The organism is Mycolicibacterium austroafricanum, from assembly GCF_000612725.1.
Taxonomy (GTDB): domain Bacteria; phylum Actinomycetota; class Actinomycetes; order Mycobacteriales; family Mycobacteriaceae; genus Mycobacterium; species Mycobacterium austroafricanum.
Window position 1 is genome coordinate 384686 of the sequence record NZ_HG964453.1, and the last position, 22060, is coordinate 406745.

Genomic DNA, 22060 nt, shown 5'->3' on the forward strand with positions numbered 1-22060 from the left:
CGACGATTGGGCAGGGGTCGGCTGAGCCGACGATTGGGCAGGGGTGTGTTCCTGCACAAACACGCTTTCTCGCCGCGCCTGGGGCGGGAGGTAGGGTGTCCGCCATGCGCGTCTACGTCGGGGCTGACCACGCCGGATACGAACTCAAGCAGACCATCGTCGAGCACCTGAAAGCGACCGGCCACGAGCCGGTCGACTGCGGGGCGTTCACTTATGACGCCGAGGACGATTACCCGGCGTTCTGCATCGCGGCCGCGCAAAAGACGGTTGCCGACCCGGGCAGCCTTGGCATTGTGCTCGGCGGCTCGGGCAACGGTGAACAGATCGCGGCCAACAAGGTGCCGGGGGCGCGGTGCGCGCTGGCGTGGAGCCCCGAGACCGCGTCGCTCGCCCGCGAGCACAACAATGCTCAACTCATCGGCATCGGCGGCCGCATGCATTCCACCGAAGAGGCACTCGCGATCGTGGACGCCTTCCTGACCACCAAGTGGTCGGAGGCGCCGCGTCACCAGCGCCGCATCGACATCCTCGCCGAGTACGAGAAGACGCACGTCGCCCCGCCGGTTCCCGGAGCCTGATCAGGCGATCCGGCGGGCCGCGTCGCTCCGGTGGGCTTCGCCTCCGGATGCGGATTGTATACAAAACCGGTTAGGATGGGCCGGTGGCGGTCTGGATCAGCCGGCGGCGAGGTCCTGACGTCGCCGCCGAACTCAGCGAAAGCCGAAGCGCCGCCGGCCATTTAGCGGGTGTTCGGCTCGCGGTGAACGACAACGTGGAGGTCGCCGGACTGCCCACGACCGCTGGCTGTCCCCAGTTCGCCTACCTCCCCGACTCCGACGCGGCCGCCGTCGCTGCCTTGCGCGGCGCGGGCGCGGTGGTGGTGGGCAAGACCAACCTCGACCAGTTCGGCACCGGGCTGGTCGGTACCCGCTCGCCGTACGGTGCCGTGCCCGACAGTCGCAGGCCCGAATTCATCAGTGGCGGACCGAGTTCCGGATCGGCGGTGGCCGTGGCCACCGGTGAGGCCGACATCGCGATCGCCCCGGATGCCACCGGCTGCATTCCGGCGGCGCTGCAGGGCATCGCGGCGATCAAGCCCACCGTCGGAGTGATCAGCACTGACGGTGTCGTTCCGGCAAGCGAATCCTATGACTGCATCACCATTCTCGCGGCGACGCTGAACCTCGCCGACACAGCGATGGCGGTCCTGGCCGCGGGGGCGCCTGCCCGGCCGTGGCCCACCGACGTCAAGCTCGCGGCCCCGCCGGTGCCGGTGATCGCGATTCCCGACGAACTGCCCTACCTCGACGACCAGTGGCGTGTCGCGTTCGACGCCGCGGTGGACACCCTCGTGGCGCGCGGAGCCCGGGTCGTGTCCGTCGAGATCGAGCCATTCCTTACGGCCGCCACGCTTCTCCACGACGGCGCGCTGGTGAGCGAACGCTACGCTGCCGTAGGCGAATTCGTCGATCGGCAGCCGGCCGCCGCGCTCGACCCCACGGTGCGCGACATCATCACCGCCGCCCGCGACGTGCCCGCCCACCGCCTACTTTGCGACCGCGCCGAGGTGAGTCGCCTGCGCGACCGTGCGATGGCCGCCCTCGCAGGGACGGATGTGCTTCTCGTGCCGACGGCGCCCGTGCACCCGACCATCGCCGACGCGGCGGCCGACTCCGTCGGGCTCGACGCCCGGCTCGGCACGTACACGAACTTCTGCAATCTGTTCGACATGTGCGCGGTCGCCGTTCCCGCCGGAACGGCGGGCGGCGCGCAGTTCGGCGTCACGGTGTTGGCCAGGGCCTTCGAGGATGCCGTGGCGCTCGACGTCGCCGCGTTGCTCGTCGACGAGGCCCCGTCGGCGTCGCCGTGGCCACTCGCCGCCGCCGAGACGGTCGAGCTCGTGGTGTTCGGCGCGCACCTTCGCGGGGGCCCGCTGGTCCACCAGCTCACCGACCGCGGCGCCCGCTTCGCCGGGGAGATCACCACCGCGCCCCGGTACCGGATGACCGCACTGCCGACCACGCCGCCCAAACCAGGCGTCACCCGGGTGCCCGACGGTGTCGAGGGCGCCGCGCTGTCCGGGCACCGCTGGCTGCTGTCACCCGCCGCCCTGGGATCGTTCCTGGCCGCGCTGCCCGCGCCCATGCAGTTGGGCGCCGTCGAGTTCGCCGACGGCAGCTGGCGCACCGCGTTCGGCTGCGACGCTTCGGTGCAGGGTGTCGACATCAGCGGCTACGGCAGCTGGACCTCCGCGTTGGCGTCGGGGGCGGTGCGACAGACTTAGCGGATGCCCGAAGGACACACTCTGCACCGGTTGGCGCGGCAACATCAGCGCCGATTCGGTCGCGCGCCGGTGATCGTGTCCAGCCCGCAGGGCAGGTTCGTCGACGGGGCCGCCGCGGTCAACGGCCATGTGTTCAAGAAGGCCAGTGCGTGGGGCAAGCATCTCTTCCACCACTACCAGGGCGGTCGCGTCGTGCACGTGCATCTCGGCCTGTACGGGACGTTCACCGAGTGGCCGCTGCCCGACGACCGGACACAGCCCCTGCCCGTCGGGCAGGTGCGGATGCGGATGCTGGGCGCCGAGTACGGCACCGATCTGCGCGGGCCGACGGTGTGCGAGGTCATCGAGGAGCCCGACGTCGCCGACGTGGTGGCCAGGCTCGGGCCCGACCCGCTGCGCAGCGATGCCGACCCCGAGCTGGCGTGGCGACGGATCAGCAAGTCCCGCAGGCCAATCGGCGCGCTGCTGATGGATCAGACCGTGATCGCCGGCGTCGGCAACGTCTACCGCAGCGAACTGCTCTTCCGGCACCGTACCGACCCGTTCCGGCCCGGTACCACCGTCACCTCAGATGAGTTCGCCGAGATGTGGACCGATCTCGTCGCATTGATGAAGGTGGGGGTGCGGCGCGGCAAGATCGTGGTGGTGGCACCCGAGCACGACCATGGCGCACCGTCGTACCGGGAAGGCCGTCCCCGCACCTACGTGTACCGCCGCGCCGGTGACCCCTGCCGGGTGTGCGCGACCCCGATCCGGACGGTCGAACTGGAGGGGCGAAACCTGTTCTGGTGCCCGGCCTGCCAGACCTGAGGCGGCTCGGCGCGAAATCCGGTGGGATTGCCGGGAGAATCTGCGCGTGGAACTGATCCTGGTAGTCGTGGGCGCGATCGTCGTCACAGCGATCGCGCAACGGCGCGGACTCGAGCCGGCGCTGATCATCGTCGTCGTCGGCATCGCGGTGTCGTTCGTCCCCGGATTCGAGGCGCCCGAGCTGGACTCGCACATCCTGCTGTCGGTGGTGTTGCCGCCGCTGTTGTATTCGGCCGCCCTGGATTTCTCGTTCCCGACGTTCCTGCGCAACATCAAGCCGATCCTGGGTCTGGGCGTGGGCCTGGTGGTGGTCACCGCGTTCACCGTCGCCGCAGTGTCGTCCTGGCTCGTCGTCGTCCCGTTGACGTTCGCGACCGCGCTGGTGCTCGGCGCGGTGGTGGCGCCTCCCGACGCCGTCACCGCGGTCGCGGTCGGCCGCAAGCTCGGCCTTCCCAAACGTGTCATGTCGATTCTGACGGGGGAGAGCCTGATCAACGACGCGGCGGCGCTGGCGCTGTTCTCCGTGGCGGTGGCGCAGGTGGCAGGCAGCCACACGTTCATCGAGAACCCGCTTCTGCTGTTCGCCTACAGCGCGGTGCTCGGTCCGCTGGTCGGCGCCGCGCTGGGATACATCACGCTGTGGATCCGCAGGCGGCTGGCCAACCCCGCACTCGAGACAGTGCAGGGGCTGATGGTGCCTTTTGCGGCGTTCATCCTGGCCGAGGAGATGCACGCCTCCGGCGTCCTGGCCGTGGTGGTGGCCGGATTCGTGGTGGGCAGCGGCACCGTCGACGCCGGATACCAGACCCGGCTGCAGGAACGGTTCGTGTGGAACTCGGTGGACGTGCTGCTCGAAGTGTTCGTGTTCGCCTACATCGGTCTGCACCTGCGTTTCGTGCTGGAGGATCTGCAGCAGGCGCACGAGTCACTGACCCAGGTGGCGGTGGCCTCAGCGGTCGTGCTGCTGATCGTGTTGGTGATCCGGCCGTTGTCGGTGTTCGCGATGTTCGGTCGGGGAGTGCTGGCCCGACAGGTCGAACGACGGCTCAGCGTCCCGATTCCCGAGGGCGGCGGCCGGGGGGCATTGGGGGTGCGCCGGCAATCGCAGCCGCCGGCCAAGTGGCGGTCCCGCATCGACAACCGCGCCCTGAGCTGGCAGGAGAACGTCGTCGTGTCGTGGACGGGCATGCGCGGTGTGGTGACGCTGGCGGCCGCCGCGGCGATCCCGGCGACCACAGCGGCCGGTGCGCCGTTTCCCGAGCGCGCCACGATCCAGGCGATCGCGTTCGTGGTCAGCGTCGGAACTCTGCTGCTGCAGGGGTGGACGCTGCCGCTGCTGATCCGCCGGCTCAAGCTGTCCGCCGACGCCGACCAGGCCTACACGTCGGCCGAGACCCAGAAAGCCGAACAGGTGGTTCATGCGGCCGCCGACGAGGTGTTGGCCGAGTTCCGGGCCAACCCGCCCGACGGGCTCGATCCCCGGGTGCTCGCCGAGATCGGTGGCATCGTCGCGCGGCACTCCCAGGACGCCGACGAAATGCCCGACCCCGAGGCGCCGACGTTGCGTGCCGAGGTGTTCGGTCAGCTCTACCGCGACGTGCTGGCGGCACAGCGGGTGGCGCTCATCGGTGAACGGGACGCCGGCCGCATCGACGAAGAGGCGGTGCGGGCCATGCTGGTTCGGCTCGACCTGCAGGAGGCCGGGGTGTCCGCGCGGCTGGAGAGCCGCTTCTAGAACTCGAAGCCGCCGAAGTCGCCGCCGCCCCAGTCGCCGCCACCGCCGGAATCCCAGCCGCCGCCCCAGTCGCCACCGCCGGCGTCGCCGCCGCCCCAGTCGCCGCCACCGGCGTCGCCGCCTTCGAGCTGGCCCTGGTCGAGACCGTCCTGGAAGCCGTCGCCGTAGCCGCTCTCGAAGGCCTGGGCGTCGTAGCCGACCCCGGCCATGCCGGAGAAGAGGCTGCTGAACAGCAGTGCCGAACCCAGGCCCCACGCGCCGGCGACCAGGGCAGGCTTCCACCACGGTTCGGAGTACCAGCCCGCGGGCACGGGCCGGCCCGCGACCCGGCCGCCGGGGTAGTAGTTCGGGGTGCGCTGCGACGGCGTCGGCGACGCCTCGATCTCACGTCCTTCGAACTGGACGCGGCGGTCTTCGGTGACGGTGCCCGCAGTCCGTTGCCCTGCCAGTGTTTCCAGCTCGGGACCGGGATCCATGCCCAGCGCCAGCCGGGCGGCGCGCACGTAGTACAGCCCTTCCATCGCGCTCTCCTTGGCCAGCTCGGCCTGGCGCGCGGTGGTGGCCTGGTCGATCTGCGACGACGCCGCCGTGTACCGCTCGGACGCGTCGGCCAGCGCCTGCTTGGACGCGTCGTCGATGCCCGTCAGGGCGAACACCTGCCCGCCGAGGCGCTCGATGGTGCGGCGGGCGTCGGCCTTGGCGTCGGCCAGCGACGCGGCATTGCGCTTCTGCGACGACTTCGACGTCGCATAGACGGCCAGTCCGATCGCCGCGACGACCAGGACGATGAGAACGAGCAGTGCGCCATCCATGGCTCACAGCGTACCGACAGAGATCGGACACCCCAGGTCACAAGCACTGCGGGCGCAGCGCCTGCTTCATCCTGTCGACACCGGCCGACAGACTTCGGGCTTATCGCGCGCGGGCAGCCTCATGCCGGCGTCGGCGCCGGCGAACCTGGCTCAAGTGCGTTGCGCCAGGCCAGTGGGTTGAGCTCCCGGTAGGGGTCGTCCTGGCGGAGTTGCTGCAACTCCGAGATGGCGGCTTCCAGCGATCGCTGGGTGCGGTCCTTGACCGTTGCGATCCACTTCTCGGTGGAGACGCGGGCCGGTTTGGTGGTGTCGATGGGTTCGGCGAAGCGCAGGTACATCCGTTGTGGCCGCGGGATGAGCGTGGGGCCGATTCCGTGCAGTATCGCCGGGACCATGTCGCCGCGGCCGAAGATCTTCTCGCTGAGCGACATGGTCAGGTTGGCCAGGGAACTCCCCCGGCTGATGAGGTTGGTGTACACGTCGTCGCCGCCGACAAGGGCGACCGGGACGATCGGGTAGTCGTTCTCGACGCACAGCAGCGCGAACCCGGAACGGCCCTGCCACTGCAGGGTGTACTCCTCGCCCTTGAACTTGTTGATCTCACGGCCGCCGCCGGGGAACACCAGGATCGTCTCGTTGTGGCGCATCATCTCGCGGGTTCCCTCGCGCGAGCCGACCACCGCACCGTAAGCGGCCAGCAGGTCGCCGACGGGCCTTGGGAAGTTGGCCATCATCCGCTCGGTCAGGGGCCGCACCCGGGTGCCGATCTCGCGGCGCACGTAGTGCGGGATGAGCGGGCCCTCGACGCTTGATTGAGTGTGGTTGCCCACCAACAGGAATCGGCCGTCGCGAGGCAGGTTCTCCAGCCCGTCGACGTAGGGCCGATACAGATCGACGAGGGGCTCGATGGCGCGGGTCAGCACATTGACGGGGCCGCGCAACGCCTCGACGCGTGCAGGGTGGTTCATGATTTCGGTGGTGTGCCGCGCGCTTGTCATCGTCGCGTAGTCCTTCGTGGAGTGGTTCGGGATGTTGCTACCAGGCTACCAAACGAACTGGTTTGTATGGCTATGATGTTCCTGTGAGAAGTACGGGTGAACTGCGTGACGCGATCCTGGTGGCGGCCCGGGCGGAGTTCGCCCAATTCGGGTTGGCCGGTGCCCGCATCGACCGCATCGCCAAGGCGGCTGCGGCGAGCAAGGAGCGGCTTTATGCGCACTTCCGGGACAAGGAGACGCTGTTTCGCGAGGTGCTGGCCGCAGACGGTGCCGAGTTCTTCGCTGCGGTCTCCGTGCGCCCGGATTCGGTGCCAGAGTTCGTCGGAGACATCTTCGATCTGTCGCTGAGTCATCCCGAGCACTTCCGGATGATCAACTGGGGGCGGTTGGAGGGCGTCAGCCTCTATCCGCCGGCCGGGGATGATGGGCGCACGGCGCCCGCGGAGGCTGTGGATGCGGTCCGGACGGCCCAGCGTGACGGCCTGGTGGACACCCGCTGGGATCCCGAGGAGTTGCTGATCCTGTTGTTCGGTCTGGGCTTGGCGTGGGCGTACTGGCCCGATCCGCGCAGCGTCACCGAGGACGCCGGCCGAATCGCGCAGCGGCGTGCCGCGGCCGTGGAAGCCGCATCACGCATCGTTGCGGTCGCCGACGGGGTTGCGGATGGTTCCGATCGCTTGGCCACGTCGCCGCGGTGACATCTGGCGCAGCAAACAACGTTGCGCTCTTCGTGGACGGCGAAATGGTGCGTAGGCGGACGGAGGCGGGATTTCCACACCGTCCCAGCAAGTCAACCAACGCGTCAACCATGTTGACCTGTACGAGGCTGCGTGGAGCGGGCGACGGGAATCGAACCCGTGTAGCTAGTTTGGAAGGCTTGTCCGGCCCCTTTTCGAGTTCGCTAGAAACTGCGCCGACCAGCGCCGATGTGGAACCAAAACGCATATCTATGTTTGGGTTCAGCCACTTGCAGCTCGTCAAGGGGTACGTCCGTGGTTCGGGTGCGGTCTGCTTTGATCGGCGGTACAGGGCGCGGTACAGCGGTCAGCCGTCGAACGCATTGGCGAGACACGCATGCCGACACGCCGAGTTCTGTCGCTGGTCGCTGGGAGAATGCTGGACATGAAGAAGCGGTACCAAGTGTTCGTGAGTTCGACTTACAAAGACCTCACGGATGAGCGTGCCGCTGTTATCCAGATGATTCTCAACCTCAATCACTTCCCGGCGGGTATGGAGATGTTCCCGGCCGCGAACGAGGATCAGTGGAGGCTCATTCAGCGCGTGATAGACGAGAGCGACTACTACATCGTTGTAGTCGGAGGCCGCTATGGGTTTCGTCAAGTGGCTTGGCCCCACTGTCGTCGTGAATTTTGGCCCCACCGTGGATCAGGTGGTGCGTTTGGTGCGGTTGGTCATCTTGCTGGTGCGTAGCCGGTAGGACTTGGTGCCGGTCTCGATGATGTGGGCGTTGAAGGTGATGCGGTCGACGATCGCGGCGACCAGGCGCGGGTCGGGGAACACGGTGCCCCACTCGCTGAACGGCAGATTGGTCGCGATCGCCACCGAGGCGCGTTCCTCACGTTCGGTGATGATCTGGAACAGCAGTTCCGCTCCGCGGGAGTCGATTTGGACGTATCCGAGTTCGTCGAGGCAGAGCAGGTCCAAACGCCCGTACCGAGCGACGACGCGGGAGAGGACACGTTCATCGGCGGCTTCGACGAGTTCGTTGACCAGCTGGGCGGTGGTGACGTAGCGGACCCGACGTCCCTGCTCGCAGGCCACCAGCCCGAGTCCGATGAGCAGGTGGGTTTTGCCGGTGCCGGAGTCGCCGAGCAGCACGACGGGCTCGCCGGCGTCCATGTAGTGCCCGGCGGCGAGCTGCCCCAGAGTTGCGGGTGCGATACCGGGCACGGCGTCGATGTTGAACTCCGCCAACCGTTTCAGCCTGGGGAATTTTGCCTCGTTTACGCGGCGAGCTCGGCGGCGTTCGGTGCGGTCGTCGACCTCTGCGGCCAGGACCTCGGCCAGGTAGCGCAGATGGGTGTGACGCTGCCGTGCGGCGATCTCGGCCAGTCGGGCGGCCTCGGTGCGCACGGTGGGCAGGTGCAACTCACGGGCCGCAGCCCCGATCGAGGCCTGCGCGGCGGCATCGGTGGTCACCGGCTTGCCTGCGGCCGCGGCGTCGGTGGTGGTCATGATTCGCTTCCGGTGAGCAGGTCGTCGTAATCAGTCAACGACGGCGCGGGACGGTCGTAGCGGGCCAGCGCTCCGATCGGAACCACCGGCGCGATCGCCGTCGTATCGCGGCGAGCGTCGATGAGGACGGTCTCGGGGTCCAGGCACCCCGCGGCCACGGCTCGGTCCATCGCGGCGATCAACGCCGCAGCGGCCATCGTGCGGTGGGCCAACAGGATGGTGATCAGGGCGCGGGTTCCGGCGGCGTCACCGCGCGCGGTGCGAGCGACATCCCAGTAGGCCTGGTGGCTGGCGGTGAACACTCCGCGCGCCTTGGCCTGGGCCAGTGCGGTCGCTCCCGGCAGCGCGCCGGGTTTGGTCGCCAGCACCTCCAGGTAGTGGTCCAGGCACAGCACCTCGACGTGGCGTCCGACCGCTCGGTCGTGGCGGGCAACCAGCCGCGGCCCGTCGTACACCTCGACACCGCGAGCACTCAGCCGCACCGGAAGCCGTCGACCAGCGTAGCGTGCCGGCACGGAGTAGAAGCACTGCCGCACAGACACTCTGGCGCGGTTGTCGACACGGGCGGTCAGCAGACGGGCGCAGTCGAACGCCTCGGCCGGCAGCCCCATCAACGAGTCGTGCTCGGCGGCGAACGCCGCGCCGACGGTGATCGGACGCCCCGTGATCACCCGGTCGTCGTCGAGATCATCAGCGGCAGCGATCAGAGCGTTGAGTTCGGCCAGCGAGGTCACCGCCGGAACCGGGACGAGGTGGCGACGTCGGAAGCGTCCGATCTCGCCCTCCACACCGCCCTTCTCATGGGCGCCTTGCAGGCCCGGGCGGCAGAAGAACGAGTCGAAGCCGTAGTGGCTGCGCAGGGCGATGAACCGTTCGGACTCGGCCCGGTCGCGGCCCTTGAGAACCCGAATGACAGCGGGTTTGAGGTTGTCGTAGCGGATCCTGCCCGGAACGCCACCGAAGTGCTCGAAGGCCAGCACGTGGCCCTCCAGGAACGCCTCCTGGGCCTGGGTGGCGAACGCGACGTGAAAGGCTTTGCCCGAGTGTGACAATCGCATCACGAACATCCAGCACTTCACCACCAGCCCGGCGATCGTGGCGAAGAACTCACCGAAGTCGACCTCGGCTTCCGCACCAGCCTCGTGGGTCTGGGGCACCGACACCTCGTTGTCAATGAGTCCGAGCTCGGATCGGCGTCGCGCGACGTAGCGCGACACGGTCACCTCCGAGCACGTCGCCCCGTGTTCGGCGACCAGACGCTGCCAAATCCGCCGAGCGGTATGGCGCTGCTTGCGCGGCGCCTCCCGATCAGCGTGCAGCCAGGCGTCGATCACCGTCACCCACGGATCGATCGCTGGACGCGGACGCCCCGGATAGGCCTTGCGCGGCGGCGGCACCGCGTCATCAAGGGCTTGGCGCACCGTCCGACGATGCGTGCCGTGCCGGTCGGCCAACTCGCGGATCGACAGGCCCTCAACCCGTCGATCCCTCCTGATCTTCTCGAACAACTCCACGCGTGACCGCATCCTGACCGACCCTCCCTGAACGCGACCGCCAGGAACGACGGGCGACAGGAACGATCTGAACGAGGGTGGGGCCAACATTCGTGACGACACACCGCCCCACCCCGCCGGCAATGATCACCACCCCGGTGGGGCCAACATTCGTGAAGAACAACGGCCAAAGTGGGGCCAGGTCAGGTGACCACACTCACCGCTACGGCGCGATGGACGAAGCGTCGGGCATCAGTTACACGGAGCGCGAGTACGACTACGCGGTGAAGACCAACACGCCGGTGATCGGTTTCCTTCATAAAGACCCCGAGAAAATCCCAGCAGGCAAAACCGATCAGAACGACGAGGCGCGAGAGAAACTTACGGCGTTCCGGAAGAAGGTGGAGGGCCTGCCCGTGCAGTACTTCACCAGCGCGGCGGAACTCGGAGGTCAGGTGGCGATGAGTCTTATGAACCTCATAGACAACGATCCGCGCGTCGGTTGGGTTCGTGGAGATGCCATCCTCAGCCACGATGCTGAACGCGAGATACTTACCCTCCGAGCCCAATTGGCCGAAGCGACTGCGAAGTCACAGACGCTAGTCGCAGAGCGGGTTGCCCAGGTGGATCCCTCTACGCTGGCGGACGGCGAGGACAAGATCAGCGTGCCGCTGCGAATCTATTCTGCCAATTACAACGACGATTCGAGCATGTGGGTTCAAGCAAAGGTGAGCTGGAACGACATTCTAGAAGGGATTGGACCGTCTCTCATCGACGAAGCCACCGAAGAAGTGGTGGAGGATAAATTGGAACTTGCTCTCTACTGGGGAGAGCTGAGCGACGAGGCCGCTGTAAAAAAGATCAAGAATAAGCGACTCTCCATGCAGCAGAGGGACTTTGAGACAATCATTGTTCACTTCCGGACCCTCGGAGTCATAGAGTCTGGCCAAAAGAAGCGAGTTCCAAGTGATACCAACAAGTATCTGCGGCTCACTTCCGCTGGACAACAAAAGCTTGCCGCATTGATGGCAGTGCGGAAATCTGAGAAGGAATCAACCGCCAAGAAAGCACCCGCCAAGAAAGCACCCGCCAAGAAGGCCGCAGCTAAGAAAGCACCCGCCAAGAAGGCGACCTGATTTACCTGATGCGCTTACGTCTTGGTGCGGCGGTACTCTCGGCGCGGCGACCTGCCTTGACTTGGGCAGCAGGTCGTGGGCCCAAAGGACGTCCCACCCGCGACCGGGCTGACTAGGGGCCGGTAACGGGCGCCGCTGGGCCGCCCGTCACCGCCCTGCTCATTAGGCCACGGTGTTGCCTGGGTTGCCCCTGGCTTCACCTCGGCGAGCCCTGCGCGATGGGTCGACGATGTCGGGGGACCGCACGACGTAATGCCGCCGTCTGCGGGGTCGGCATACACGGCTCGGGGCGGGACTCGCCCAGGCCCCTATGAGAACTCACGTGGTAGCGCGGGGTATTCGGGCCGCGACGGTGTCGAGGGACAAGGCCGCAGCACTACCCTCAAGGCTCGCCTCGCACCGCTCCGGTGAATCGCCCCGGGTTTGATGCACACCTGGTTACTGGTGTGCAGCCTCTGGCTGGGCTGTGTTTGTAGCGTAGTGGATGGTCTCGTACTCGGTCGGTGGGATGCGGCCCAGGCGGTGCATGAGCCGGTCGGTGTTGTACCAGTGCACCCACTCAGCGGTGAGCAGTTCGACGTCGGTCAGGCGGTGCAGCGGACCTCGCCGGAACGGTGAGTCGTCGCGGACGGCTTCGGTCTTGTAGAGCCCTATCGTCGTCTCGGCCAGAGCGTTGTCGAAGGCATCCCCGACTGTGCCGATCGACGCCACCAGTCCGGACAGCGCCAGGGTCTCGCCGAACCGCACGGAGGTGTATTGCGAGCCTGCATCGCTGTGGTGAATAGTATTGCCCAACAACGGATTACCTTCGTTTATTCGGAGTTGTGCGGCATGGTGGATCGCCTGGCGCGCGAACCTGTCTTCCTTGCTGGCTGAGCAGGTCCACCCGACGATCCGGCCCGCGAAGGCGTCGATGGCGAACGCGGTGTATACGAACGCTCCGCTGGCCAGGCGGACGTAAGTGAAGTCCGCCACCAGCAGTACGTTGGGGGCGGGCACCCGGAACTGGCGTTTGACCAGATCGGCTGCCCGCGCCGCGGCCGGGTCAGCGATCGTGGTGCGAACCTTTTTGCGGCGGGTGACCCCACGCCAGCCGTTGGCCCGCATCAGGCGTTCCACGGTGCAACGGGCCACGGCGATGCCCTGGCGTTGCAGGTGAGCCCACATCTTGGTGGCGCCGTACAACGACTCAGGTTTCCGGCGGCCGTGCTCGTCAGGTTCGTAGAAGCCGGCCAGCACTTCGGTGATCACGGTGTCCCAGAGGGTCCGCGCTGACGGGGGTCGGGTCAGCCAGGCATAGAAGGTTCTCGGGGCAATCTGGCAGCCGTGCTCGGTGAGCACGCGGCAGATCGGAGCGACCCCGAACCGAGCACGATGCTCGGCGATGAACGCACAGATCAGTGGTGTCGCGGGTCGCTCTCCCGCACGAAGAAACTTGTTGCCGCCTTGAGGATTTCGATGGTTTCCTCAAGCTCACGATTCTTACGCTTGAGCTCGCGCAACTCGCGCACCGTATCGGTGGGCACACCGTCACGGACCCCGGTATCCACCTCGGCCTGGTTCACCCAGCGGCGCAGCGATTCGTAGGACACCCCCAACCGCTTGGCCACCGCGCTGATACAGGCCGTGCGGCTGTCGTACTCCTCGGCATGGTCGGTGACCAACCGCACCGCCCGGGCCTTGAACTCGTCGTCGTACTTCCTCGGCATAATGCGAACAACCTTCCCTCGAAAGAAGGTGTGCATCAAACCCGGGGTGGTTCACCGGCACACCTTCGCGAGTTTGCGCGTCGCGGCGAGGTTGAGCGCGTTGGAAGTCAGCCGGTTCACGAGCCACTCGAAATCAACGACAACGTTGGCGATCTAGACCCACCTTTTCAACATCGACGATCACACGGACGCGATGGCCGCTTTGGGGCGATGGTGGCAACGCCGACCCTGCCCGCGAACGTCGTCCCGCTGCACAAATAGCCGCCGTCTGTAGCCGAGCAAGACAACATAACTCCGCAAGATCACGAACCCGAGATGCGACACGCCGAAGCACAAGGGGTGGTGTTCGCATGCATTGTCGCCAACAAGCTGTAGCGTCATTTTTTGCCAGAGACTGGAACAGCCTCACATCGGGGCTAACCGGCGTGAGGCTGTTGCCGCGCTCTTGGGGAAGACCGCGTGGCAACCGTACCTCTCTCGGATCGGCGCGCAACAGGGCGTGCTGAGCCTGCCGGTCGATCAGTTCCCGGCGGGTTGGAGGTGATACCGATGGCCACCATCAAAAAGACGGTGAAGGTCCTGCCCGGCCAGACCAAGAAGGTCCGGACTGGCAACGTGGTGTGGACAATCAAGCGCGGGCGGTAATCGTCGCGTTTGAAGGGCAGCCCCGGTTCTTCGGAGCCGGGGCTGTTCCCTTGGGAGCCGGCCCTGCTCGGACGGGAAATGTTGCCGGCTTGCCGCCTTGTCGCCGACTTGTGTGATGCGCACGCCGAGTGTTCAGCGAATCACGTCAGGGTGCGGGCCGTAAACTCCGTGGTTCAACAGGGTGGGTTGTAAGTCCCAGCCGCAGATCGCGATTGTGTTTACCGTGATGCGGGACAGATCACTGGCCTCAGCTCTCTCATGGGCAGTCCTGTGCTTTTCCCAGTCCCCGGCGGATACTCCGTCGAAGTCTCCGGCGCCAGCGTGGTTGAAGGCCAGCCAGATGAATTGCCCGCCTGCCGCATTCGCTCCGTAGTCGTAGTACCGATAGAACGTGATGAAGTGCGCGTAGACCTCAAGAGCGTCGGCGGCACCCTCTGTTCGTGCGTCAGCAAACACGCTACGCCCTAAGCGGACAGGAACGATCCCGCGTGTGATCTTCCCGGTGTCGTAGTACAGATCCGCGTCGGTGATGGTGATCGAGTAGGCCGCCACTGCGCCCTCACGTGGGTACAGCACCACCCAGGCACCTGGCAATCGGTAGATCCGATCCTCACTCTGACCGTCTGGGGTGTTCCACCGGTTGAGAAGGTGAGGTGACCCCAGCGCAGCTTCAATCGTCTCCAAGGGCCGACCCAGGCCAAGCTGGTCAAGAATTTCGGCCTGTTGCTTCTGTACCTGCGAGGGCCTGCGTTGCCACCGTCGCCGCAGAGGCTTGATGCTGTACACGGCAGCGACGATCAGACCGCCCAGCACGGCGAAGCCTGAATCTGCGATGGTCAGGCCTTCTTTTAGCCAGTCCAACATCCCGCAGAATCCCTCCGACTCGTAGTCCGCGTGGAGTATGGCACTGCGCTGCGACATGGAGGTGCAAGTAACCGCTTTAGTGGTACAAGCGCGGTACGGGCCCATCCTGCCGAATGGGCGTTCGACCTGCGAAAACCGCGCTACCAGGGCGCTTTCTCGAGCGGGCGACGGGAATCGAACCCGCGTAGCTAGTTTGGAAGACTAGGGCTCTACCATTGAGCTACGCCCGCGTGTACTGCACAACGTGAGAGTACCGGCAGACTGTACCGGGCCTGCCCAACTCAAATCCAATTGAGGCTTCGGCGCGGGCAGGCCGTAGGATCGCCGGTGGTCTGATGCTGCGCGCACGCGCGACGCAGCCACGACCGGGGTGTAGCGCAGCTTGGTAGCGCATCCGCTTTGGGAGCGGAAGGCCGCAGGTTCAAATCCTGTCACCCCGACCAGCAGCACCCCATCCACACAGCGAGTAGCAATAGAGGAGTACCAATCGTGAAGAGCACCGTCGAGAAGTTGAGCCCGACCCGGGTTCGCATCAACGTGGAGGTGCCCTTCACTGAACTCGAACCCGACATCGACCGTGCGTTCAAGCAGTTGGCCAAGCAGATCCGGCTGCCCGGGTTCCGCCCCGGCAAGGCGCCCCGCAAGCTGCTTGAGGCCCGCGTCGGACGCGGCGCCGTGCTCGAGCAGGTCGTCAACGACGCGCTGCCCGCCCGCTACAGCGAGGCCGTCACCGCGGAGTCGCTGCAGCCGATCGGCCAGCCGGAGATCGAGGTGACCAAGCTCGAGGACAACGAGGAGCTGGTGTTCACCGCCGAGGTCGACGTCCGCCCCGACATCGACTTGCCCGACCTGGGCGCCCTGAAGATCACCGTCGACCCGATCAGCGTCACCGACGAGGACGTCGACGCCGAGATCGAGGCGCTGCAGAAGCGTTTCGGCACCCTGACCGGTGTCGACCGCGCCGCCGAGGACGGCGACTTCGTCTCCATCGACCTGTCGGCCACCGTCGACGGCAAGGACGTCCCCGAGGCCAACACCGAAGGTCTGTCCCACGAGGTCGGATCCGGTCAGCTGATCGAGGGCCTCGACGAGGCCATCATCGGTCTGAAGGCAGACGAGTCGAAGGTCTTCACCACCACGCTGGTCGCCGGCGAGCATGCCGGACAAGAGGCCGAGGTGACCGTCACCGTCAAGTCGATCAAGGTGCGTGAGCTTCCCGAGGTCGACGACGACTTCGCCCAGCTGGCAAGCGAATTCGACACCGTCGAGGAACTGCGCGCCGATCTGAAGGAGAAGATCAGCCGGTTCAAGCGGGTGCAGCAGGCCGAGGCCATCCGCGACAAGGCGATCGAGGTGCTGCTCGAGCAGACCGAGATCCCGGTCCCCGAGGCGGTCGTGCAGGCGCAGGTCGACGACACGCTGCACAACGCGATCCACGGCCTCGATCACGACGAGGACAAGTTCGCCGAGAGCCTCAAGGAGCAGGGCAGTAGCCGCGAGGAGTTCGATGCGGACAACCGTGCCAACGCGGAGAAGGCCATCAAGACCCAGCTGCTGATGGATTCCATCGCCGACAAGCTGGAGATCCAGGTCGGGCAGAACGACCTCACCGAGCGCCTGGTGCTGATGTCACGCCAGTACGGCCTTGAGCCCCAGCAGCTGCTGCAGATGCTGCAGCAGAACAACCAGCTGCCCGCGATGTTCGCCGACGTCCGGCGCGGGCTGACCGTCGCCGCGGTGGTGCACGGCGCCACCGTCACCGACACCGACGGCGCCGAGATCGACACCGCCGAGTTCTTCGGACCCTCCGGTGAGCAGGCCGAGGCCGAGCAGGACGAGGCGGCCCCGGCCGAGGACGCCACCGAAGAGACCGACGCCGATTCCGACGAGGCGGCCGACGACAGCAAGTGATGCTGTGAGCGAACGCGCGCCGTCTGGGGACTCCCCGGCGGCGCGGGTTCGTTAGTGTCTTTCGTAAGACCGGTCACCGCGTCGGTAGTACACAAAGAAAGCAGGTATCCAGTCGTGACTGACATGCGTGGCGCCTCATCGGGCCTCAACCTTGTCGACTCGGTGTATGAGCGGTTGCTGTCCGAGCGCATCATCTTCCTGGGTTCGCAGGTCGACGATGACATCGCCAATCGGCTGTGCGCCCAGATCCTTCTGCTGTCGGCCGAGGATCCGACCAAGGACATCCATCTCTACATCAACTCGCCCGGCGGTTCGATCAGCGCGGGCATGGCCATCTACGACACGATGGTGCTCGCGCCGTGCGATGTGGCGACATACGCCATGGGCATGGCCGCGTCGATGGGCGAGTTCCTGCTCGCCGCAGGCACCAAGGGCAAGCGTTACGCGCTGCCGCACGCGCGCATCCTGATGCACCAGCCGCTCGGCGGCATCACCGGCGGCGCCGCCGACATCGCGATTCAGGCCGAGCAGTTCGCGGTCATCAAGAAGGAGATGTTCCGCCTCAACGCGGAGTTCACCGGACAGACCATCGAGCGCATCGAGGCCGACTCCGATCGCGACCGCTGGTTCACGGCGCAGGAAGCCCTCGAGTACGGCTTCGTCGACCACATCATCACCAGCACCAACGTCAACGGAGTGACCTCATGACCGACCCCCGTTTGCAGCCACAGGCGCGCTACATCCTGCCGTCGTTCATCGAGCACTCGAGCTTCGGCGTCAAAGAGTCCAACCCGTATAACAAGCTGTTCGAGGAACGCATCATCTTCCTCGGCGTCCAGGTGGACGACGCGTCGGCCAACGACATCATGGCGCAGCTGCTGGTGCTCGAGTCGCTCGATCCCGACCGCGACATCACGATGTACATCAACTCGCCCGGCGGCTCGTTCACCAGCCTGATGGCGATCTACGACACCATGCAGTACGTGCGTGCCGACATCCAGACCGTGTGCCTGGGCCAGGCCGCGTCCGCCGCGGCGGTGCTGCTGGCCGCCGGGACGCCGGGCAAGCGCATGGCGCTGCCGAACGCCCGCATCCTGATCCACCAGCCGGCACTGGGCGGCGTCATCCAGGGCCAGTTCTCGGACCTGGAGATCCAGGCCGCCGAGATCGAGCGGATGCGGACCCTGATGGAAGAGACCCTCGCTCGCCACACCGGCAAGGATGCCGCGCAGATCCGCAAGGACACCGACCGCGACAAGATCCTGACCGCCGAGCAGGCCAAGGAATACGGGATCATCGACACCGTGCTGGAGTACCGCAAGCTGTCGGCGCAGAAGGCCTGACGCTTCAGCCGTTGCCGTAGATCCGCGTCGGCGTGACGAGCACCGCGGCGCGGCGCTGTTCACGCATGGTGCGGTCGTACTCGTCCCAGTTGTCGTGCGTCCCGCCCGCGGCGGTGAAGATGTCGCGGAGCAACCGCGGCAGGGTGTCGTCGGATCCCAGCCAGGGCTGGGGGTGGTCGGGGCCGGCGAGTTCGGCGCGGCCCTCGACGGTGGCCCATTCCCAGCCCCGCCGGAAGGTCACCGCGATCTGGGGCCGCGCCTGCAGGTTGGCGAGTTTGACCCGTCCGTAGGTGACGAACCCGAGCGCCGGTCGGCCGGTCGCGGGATGGGGTAGTGGTCCGGCGTTGATCAGTGACGACTGGATCGTCAGGTCCGCGCGCAGCGTCGACACCACAGCCAACCCGTTGTCGTTCACGGCCAGTGCGAAGGCGTCCTCGAGCGGGGTCATGATCGCAGGGTACGAGGTTGGTCAGTGTCGGACACCGTCGTGAGGGGCGGTCGGGGCAGATGGCGGCAAAAGTCTTCGCCGTAACGTTCGCGCGTGTCAGGCTGATTATCGACGTAGACGTCAGCGCATGGAGCGACTGCGTCCTGACACGAGGGGAACGCCGATGTCGGTGGGACTGAAACCAGGTATGACCTTGGCCGCGTTGTTGGCGTCGGCGGCCGCGGGTGTGTTGATCCAGACGGCTGCGGTCGCGCAGGCTCAGGACCCGGTCTGCCCCGAGGGGACGTACTGGGACGTCGCCACCGCGACATGCGTCGCCGTGAACGTGTATGTGAACCCGCCGAATCCGGTCCTCGGTCCGGTGGGTCCGGTCGGGGTCGGGGGCGTCGTCGGCCCCGTGGGACCAGGACCGGTGGGACCGGGTCCGGTGGGTCCGGGTCCGCTGGGGCCGGGACCGCGCTGAGACGGACGCGATGACGCATCCCGGTGATCTTCGCCGGGTGCGTCCATCAGCATGCGGCGGAGACGGATCGTCGGTTTCGCCGCGCGCCGGTTACAGCGCGCGCAGCCAGGTACTCTCGGTCGGGTAACAGCGGCGACACGCCAGAGACACAGTGGTGCGTTCCGTGGCCATCAGGGGTGAATCAGGCGATATGTTGTCGCAACCACACCTGAATACCACCGACGCTATTCGGCTTTATCGGTCGCACGGCGACGGAAACAGCGGGTAGCGTCGGGGCTACACCTCACGACGGTCCCGGTGCACCACACCGAACCACCGAGTATCGACGGCGACAGGAAGTAGGAACCCCAGCACCATGGCACGCATTGGAGATGGCGGCGACCTGCTGAAGTGCTCGTTCTGCGGCAAGAGCCAAAAGCAGGTGAAGAAGCTCATCGCGGGACCCGGCGTCTACATCTGCGACGAGTGCATCGACCTGTGCAACGAGATCATCGAGGAAGAACTCGCCGACGCCGACGACGTCAAGCTCGATGAGCTGCCCAAACCCGCGGAGATCCGTGAATTCCTCGAGGGCTACGTCATCGGGCAGGACACCGCCAAGCGCACGCTGGCCGTGGCCGTCTACAACCACTACAAGCGCATCCAGGCGGGCGAGAAGGCCCGCGACTCGCGCTCGGAGCCCGTCGAGTTGGCCAAGTCCAACATCCTGATGCTCGGCCCGACGGGCTGCGGCAAGACCTATCTCGCGCAGACGCTGGCCAAGATGCTCAACGTCCCGTTCGCGATCGCGGATGCGACGGCGCTGACCGAAGCCGGCTATGTCGGTGAGGACGTCGAGAACATTCTGCTCAAACTGATCCAGGCCGCCGACTACGACGTCAAGCGCGCCGAGACGGGCATCATCTACATCGACGAGGTCGACAAGATCGCCCGCAAGAGCGAGAACCCGTCGATCACCCGGGACGTCTCCGGTGAGGGTGTACAGCAGGCGCTGCTGAAGATCCTGGAAGGCACGCAGGCGTCGGTGCCCCCGCAGGGCGGACGCAAGCACCCGCACCAGGAGTTCATCCAGATCGACACCACCAACGTGCTGTTCATCGTGGCCGGCGCGTTCGCCGGCTTGGAGCGGATCGTGTCCGACCGCGTCGGCAAGCGTGGCCTGGGCTTCGGCGCCGAGGTGAAGTCCAAGGCCGAGATCGACACCCAGGACCACTTCGCCGAGGTGATGCCCGAGGATCTGATCAAGTTCGGTCTGATCCCCGAGTTCATCGGCCGGCTCCCGGTCGTCGCGTCGGTGACGAACCTGGACAAGGAATCGCTCGTGCAGATCCTGTCCCAGCCGAAGAACGCGTTGGTCAAGCAGTACACCCGGCTGTTCGAGATGGACGGTGTGGAGCTGGAGTTCGCCGAAGACGCGCTGGAGGCGATCGCCGATCAGGCCATCCACCGTGGCACCGGCGCCCGCGGTCTGCGCGCCATCATGGAGGAAGTCCTGCTGCCGGTGATGTACGACATCCCGAGCCGCGACGACGTCGCCAAGGTGGTCGTCACCAAGGAGACCGTGCTGGACAACGTGCTGCCGACCATCGTGCCGCGCAAGCCGTCCCGCACCGAGCGTCGCGACAAGAGCGCCTAGCTGCTGTCACCGATATTGCGCTGAGGGCCGTTCAGTCCAGAGGACTGACGGCCCTCAGCGCATTTTCGTTCCCTGCGGGCTCCGTCGTCGGGGAGCACGTCGCACAGTGCGCTGGCCAGACCCCACAGCAGGAATGCGGTGACGGCGATGAACTGAAGGTTGGCGAACATGCTTCGAGCCTTCCGGTCGGACCGCCGGTGGACACGGGTAGCCGGCCACGTGGATTTCGGACCGGGCTGTCCGTCGGTGGCAGGTAGGGGCAGGTGCACGCATTCATGTGGCCGCTGTCCGGCGTACGCCGACGAGCTCGTCGATGAGTGCGGCGATCTCGGCGATTCCGTCCTGGCGGGCGAACGCCGCCTCCAATCGGCGGGCGTTGCGAAGGTAGCGGTCGTCGCTGCGCAGCAGTGCGACCGCCGACCGGATGGCGTCGGCCGAGGGTGTACCCGTGTCGAGGTTGATTCCGGCCCCCGACCACGCCACCCGGGCGGCCACCTCCGGCTTGTCCTCGGTGCTGCCTGCGACCACCAGCGGCACCCCTGCGGCCAGTGCGCGCTGCACCCCGCCGTAGCCACCGTTGGTCACCATCACGTCGACCTTGGGCAGCAGTCGGTCGTGTGGGATGTACTCGCACACATGGGTGTTGGCGGGGATGGGCACCCGGATCGAGTCCCGGGTGCGGCCGCCGGTGCTGACCACCACCGTGACGTCGGTGTCGGCCAGTGCGGTGATCGTCGGCTCGATCAGACGTGACAGGTCGCGGTTGTCGACGGTGCCCTGCGTGACGTGCACGACGGGTCGGTCCGCGTCGAGCACTTCCCACCACGGTGGGGTCACGAAGCGGTCCGCCGAGCGGGGCCGGACCAGTCCGACGAACCGCACCCCTTCTGGCAGGTCACTGCGCGGGTACTCGAAGCTCGGCACCGTCGGCACGATCAACCGGTCTGCCAGCCTCCCGGCATCGAGCAGCGGCACCGGTAGCCGTGGCACACCCATGGACGTCAGCATCCGGTCGGCGGTGCGTTGGGCGTTGCGCAGCAGGACTTTCTGCGACAGCAGCGTCAGGGCGCGGTACAGCGCCCGGCGGGCCGCGGTGCGGGCCGGAGGCAGACCCAGACCAACCGGCGCGGTGTCACGGCTGGACAGCATCATGGGCGTGGGCGTGTAGTGCAGCACCGGCGGTGTGCGGACCGTGTCGTCGAGCAGCAACGGCAGGATGCCGAGGAACAGATAGTCGACGATCACCGCGTCGTAGTGCCGATCGGCCAGCGCCCTGCGCAGTTCGGCCGCCTGGAGGGGCATCGGCGTGAGGAAGAGTCGGATGACGGCCCGGCTGAGCGCGTCGATTCCGGAGGTCGCGGCGCGCTGACCGGTGTCGAACGGCGCGTCGTCGAAGTCCGCGTACCGCGGTAGCGGGTGCGGATGCGCCCCGATCGCGCGGATCGAATCGGTATGCGCCGCACCGGTCATCACGGTCACCTGGTCTCCGCGGGAGACCAGATCCTCGGCGACGGCGAACAGCGGTTCGACGTGCCCGATGGGTGACAGCACGGCGATCAGGACGGCGGCCATCGGTG

Annotated in this window: 21 protein-coding genes and 2 tRNA genes; 13 read left to right on the forward strand and 10 right to left on the reverse strand. The window is 66.6% G+C overall.

Annotated elements, in window-relative coordinates; all coding sequences use genetic code 11:
* Nucleotides 1-104 precede the first annotated feature (104 nt).
* The 4 genes from BN976_RS15635 to BN976_RS15650 all read left to right on the forward strand — a co-directional run bounded on the left by BN976_RS15635 (nt 105) and on the right by BN976_RS15650 (nt 4829).
* Nucleotides 105-578: a ribose-5-phosphate isomerase gene (locus BN976_RS15635; protein ID WP_011781209.1), complete on the forward strand. Its 474-nt coding sequence runs from the start codon at nt 105-107 to the stop codon at nt 576-578.
* A gap of 83 nt (nt 579-661) precedes the next feature.
* Nucleotides 662-2284, forward strand: a complete 1623-nt coding sequence (gene atzF / locus BN976_RS15640) for an allophanate hydrolase (protein ID WP_036371816.1) — start codon at nt 662-664, stop codon at nt 2282-2284.
* Nucleotides 2285-2287: 3 nt separating this feature from the next.
* Nucleotides 2288-3094: an Fpg/Nei family DNA glycosylase gene (locus BN976_RS15645; protein ID WP_036371820.1), complete on the forward strand. Its 807-nt coding sequence runs from the start codon at nt 2288-2290 to the stop codon at nt 3092-3094.
* 46 nt (nt 3095-3140) lie between these two features.
* Nucleotides 3141-4829, forward strand: coding sequence for a cation:proton antiporter (locus BN976_RS15650; protein ID WP_011781206.1), 1689 nt, complete (start codon nt 3141-3143; stop codon nt 4827-4829).
* On the opposite strand, the gene BN976_RS15655 is transcribed toward BN976_RS15650, so the two are convergent.
* Together BN976_RS15655 and BN976_RS15660 are read right to left on the reverse strand one after the other, a co-directional pair.
* Entirely contained in the window at nt 4826-5641 is an 816-nt protein-coding gene (locus BN976_RS15655; protein ID WP_011781205.1) for a hypothetical protein, read from the reverse strand. The genes BN976_RS15650 and BN976_RS15655 overlap by 4 nt on opposite strands.
* A 119-nt stretch (nt 5642-5760) precedes the next feature.
* Entirely contained in the window at nt 5761-6639 is an 879-nt protein-coding gene (locus tag BN976_RS15660) for a lysophospholipid acyltransferase family protein (RefSeq protein ID WP_036371822.1), read from the reverse strand.
* Between the two features lie 83 nt (nt 6640-6722).
* Here BN976_RS15660 and BN976_RS15665 point away from each other — a divergent pair, with 83 nt between their 5' ends.
* Nucleotides 6723-7337, forward strand: a complete 615-nt coding sequence (locus tag BN976_RS15665) for a TetR/AcrR family transcriptional regulator (protein WP_036371823.1) — start codon at nt 6723-6725, stop codon at nt 7335-7337.
* Nucleotides 7338-7761: 424 nt separating this feature from the next.
* Nucleotides 7762-8070, forward strand: coding sequence for a DUF4062 domain-containing protein (locus BN976_RS34770; protein ID WP_084182310.1), 309 nt, complete (start codon nt 7762-7764; stop codon nt 8068-8070).
* Here BN976_RS34770 and istB read toward each other — a convergent pair.
* Together istB and istA are read right to left on the reverse strand one after the other, a co-directional pair.
* Complete coding sequence (gene istB, locus BN976_RS15670) at nt 8026-8835, reverse strand: IS21-like element helper ATPase IstB (protein WP_036371824.1); 810 nt, start codon at nt 8833-8835, stop codon at nt 8026-8028. The genes BN976_RS34770 and istB overlap by 45 nt on opposite strands.
* The gene (istA, locus tag BN976_RS15675) at nt 8832-10361 is read right to left on the reverse strand and encodes an IS21 family transposase (protein WP_036371827.1); all 1530 of its coding nucleotides are present in this window, start codon (nt 10359-10361) and stop codon (nt 8832-8834) included. The genes istB and istA overlap by 4 nt, the downstream gene beginning before the upstream one ends.
* A gap of 110 nt (nt 10362-10471) precedes the next feature.
* On the opposite strand from istA, the gene BN976_RS33580 reads away from it, so the two are divergent.
* The gene (locus BN976_RS33580; protein WP_036371829.1) at nt 10472-11464 is read left to right on the forward strand and encodes a DUF4062 domain-containing protein; all 993 of its coding nucleotides are present in this window, start codon (nt 10472-10474) and stop codon (nt 11462-11464) included.
* 438 nt (nt 11465-11902) lie between these two features.
* Here BN976_RS33580 and BN976_RS15685 read toward each other — a convergent pair.
* From BN976_RS15685 to BN976_RS15700, 3 genes are all read right to left on the reverse strand, one after another.
* A protein-coding gene (locus BN976_RS15685; RefSeq protein ID WP_109489571.1) for an IS3 family transposase occupies nt 11903-13173 on the reverse strand; the annotation gives its coding sequence in 2 pieces (ribosomal slippage) (nt 11903-12900 and nt 12900-13173; 1272 coding nt in all).
* 777 nt (nt 13174-13950) lie between these two features.
* On the reverse strand, nt 13951-14682 hold the full coding sequence (locus BN976_RS15695) for a hypothetical protein (RefSeq protein WP_145977955.1): 732 nt from the start codon (nt 14680-14682) through the stop codon (nt 13951-13953).
* Nucleotides 14683-14841: 159 nt separating this feature from the next.
* Nucleotides 14842-14912: transfer RNA gene (locus tag BN976_RS15700), tRNA-Gly, on the reverse strand.
* A gap of 136 nt (nt 14913-15048) precedes the next feature.
* Between BN976_RS15700 and BN976_RS15705 the strand changes: the two genes are divergently transcribed.
* From BN976_RS15705 to clpP2, 4 genes are all read left to right on the forward strand, one after another.
* Nucleotides 15049-15125: transfer RNA gene (locus BN976_RS15705), tRNA-Pro, on the forward strand.
* A gap of 46 nt (nt 15126-15171) precedes the next feature.
* Complete coding sequence (tig, locus tag BN976_RS15710; protein ID WP_011781197.1) at nt 15172-16593, forward strand: trigger factor; 1422 nt, start codon at nt 15172-15174, stop codon at nt 16591-16593.
* Between the two features lie 123 nt (nt 16594-16716).
* Nucleotides 16717-17301 carry an ATP-dependent Clp protease proteolytic subunit gene (locus BN976_RS15715; protein WP_011781196.1) on the forward strand — a complete coding sequence of 195 codons (585 nt, stop codon included), beginning with the start codon at nt 16717-16719 and terminating at the stop codon, nt 17299-17301.
* Nucleotides 17298-17936, forward strand: a complete 639-nt coding sequence (gene clpP2, locus BN976_RS15720; protein WP_011781195.1) for an ATP-dependent CLP protease proteolytic subunit ClpP2 — start codon at nt 17298-17300, stop codon at nt 17934-17936. The genes BN976_RS15715 and clpP2 overlap by 4 nt, the downstream gene beginning before the upstream one ends.
* A gap of 4 nt (nt 17937-17940) precedes the next feature.
* Here clpP2 and BN976_RS15725 read toward each other — a convergent pair whose 3' ends face one another.
* On the reverse strand, nt 17941-18384 hold the full coding sequence (locus BN976_RS15725) for a TIGR03618 family F420-dependent PPOX class oxidoreductase (protein WP_036371833.1): 444 nt from the start codon (nt 18382-18384) through the stop codon (nt 17941-17943).
* Nucleotides 18385-18547: 163 nt separating this feature from the next.
* On the opposite strand from BN976_RS15725, the gene BN976_RS34050 reads away from it, so the two are divergent.
* Both BN976_RS34050 and clpX read left to right on the forward strand, forming a co-directional pair.
* Nucleotides 18548-18847, forward strand: coding sequence for a hypothetical protein (locus BN976_RS34050; protein ID WP_036371836.1), 300 nt, complete (start codon nt 18548-18550; stop codon nt 18845-18847).
* Between the two features lie 355 nt (nt 18848-19202).
* A complete protein-coding gene (clpX, locus tag BN976_RS15735; RefSeq protein ID WP_011781192.1) occupies nt 19203-20483 on the forward strand; it encodes an ATP-dependent Clp protease ATP-binding subunit ClpX in 1281 nt (426 codons plus the stop codon).
* On the opposite strand, the gene BN976_RS33790 is transcribed toward clpX, so the two are convergent.
* Together BN976_RS33790 and BN976_RS15740 are read right to left on the reverse strand one after the other, a co-directional pair.
* Nucleotides 20480-20653 carry a hypothetical protein gene (locus tag BN976_RS33790; RefSeq protein ID WP_158013710.1) on the reverse strand — a complete coding sequence of 58 codons (174 nt, stop codon included), beginning with the start codon at nt 20651-20653 and terminating at the stop codon, nt 20480-20482. The genes clpX and BN976_RS33790 overlap by 4 nt on opposite strands.
* A 103-nt stretch (nt 20654-20756) precedes the next feature.
* Nucleotides 20757-22055 carry a nucleotide disphospho-sugar-binding domain-containing protein gene (locus tag BN976_RS15740; protein ID WP_036371843.1) on the reverse strand — a complete coding sequence of 433 codons (1299 nt, stop codon included), beginning with the start codon at nt 22053-22055 and terminating at the stop codon, nt 20757-20759.
* Nucleotides 22056-22060: the final 5 nt, after the last annotated feature.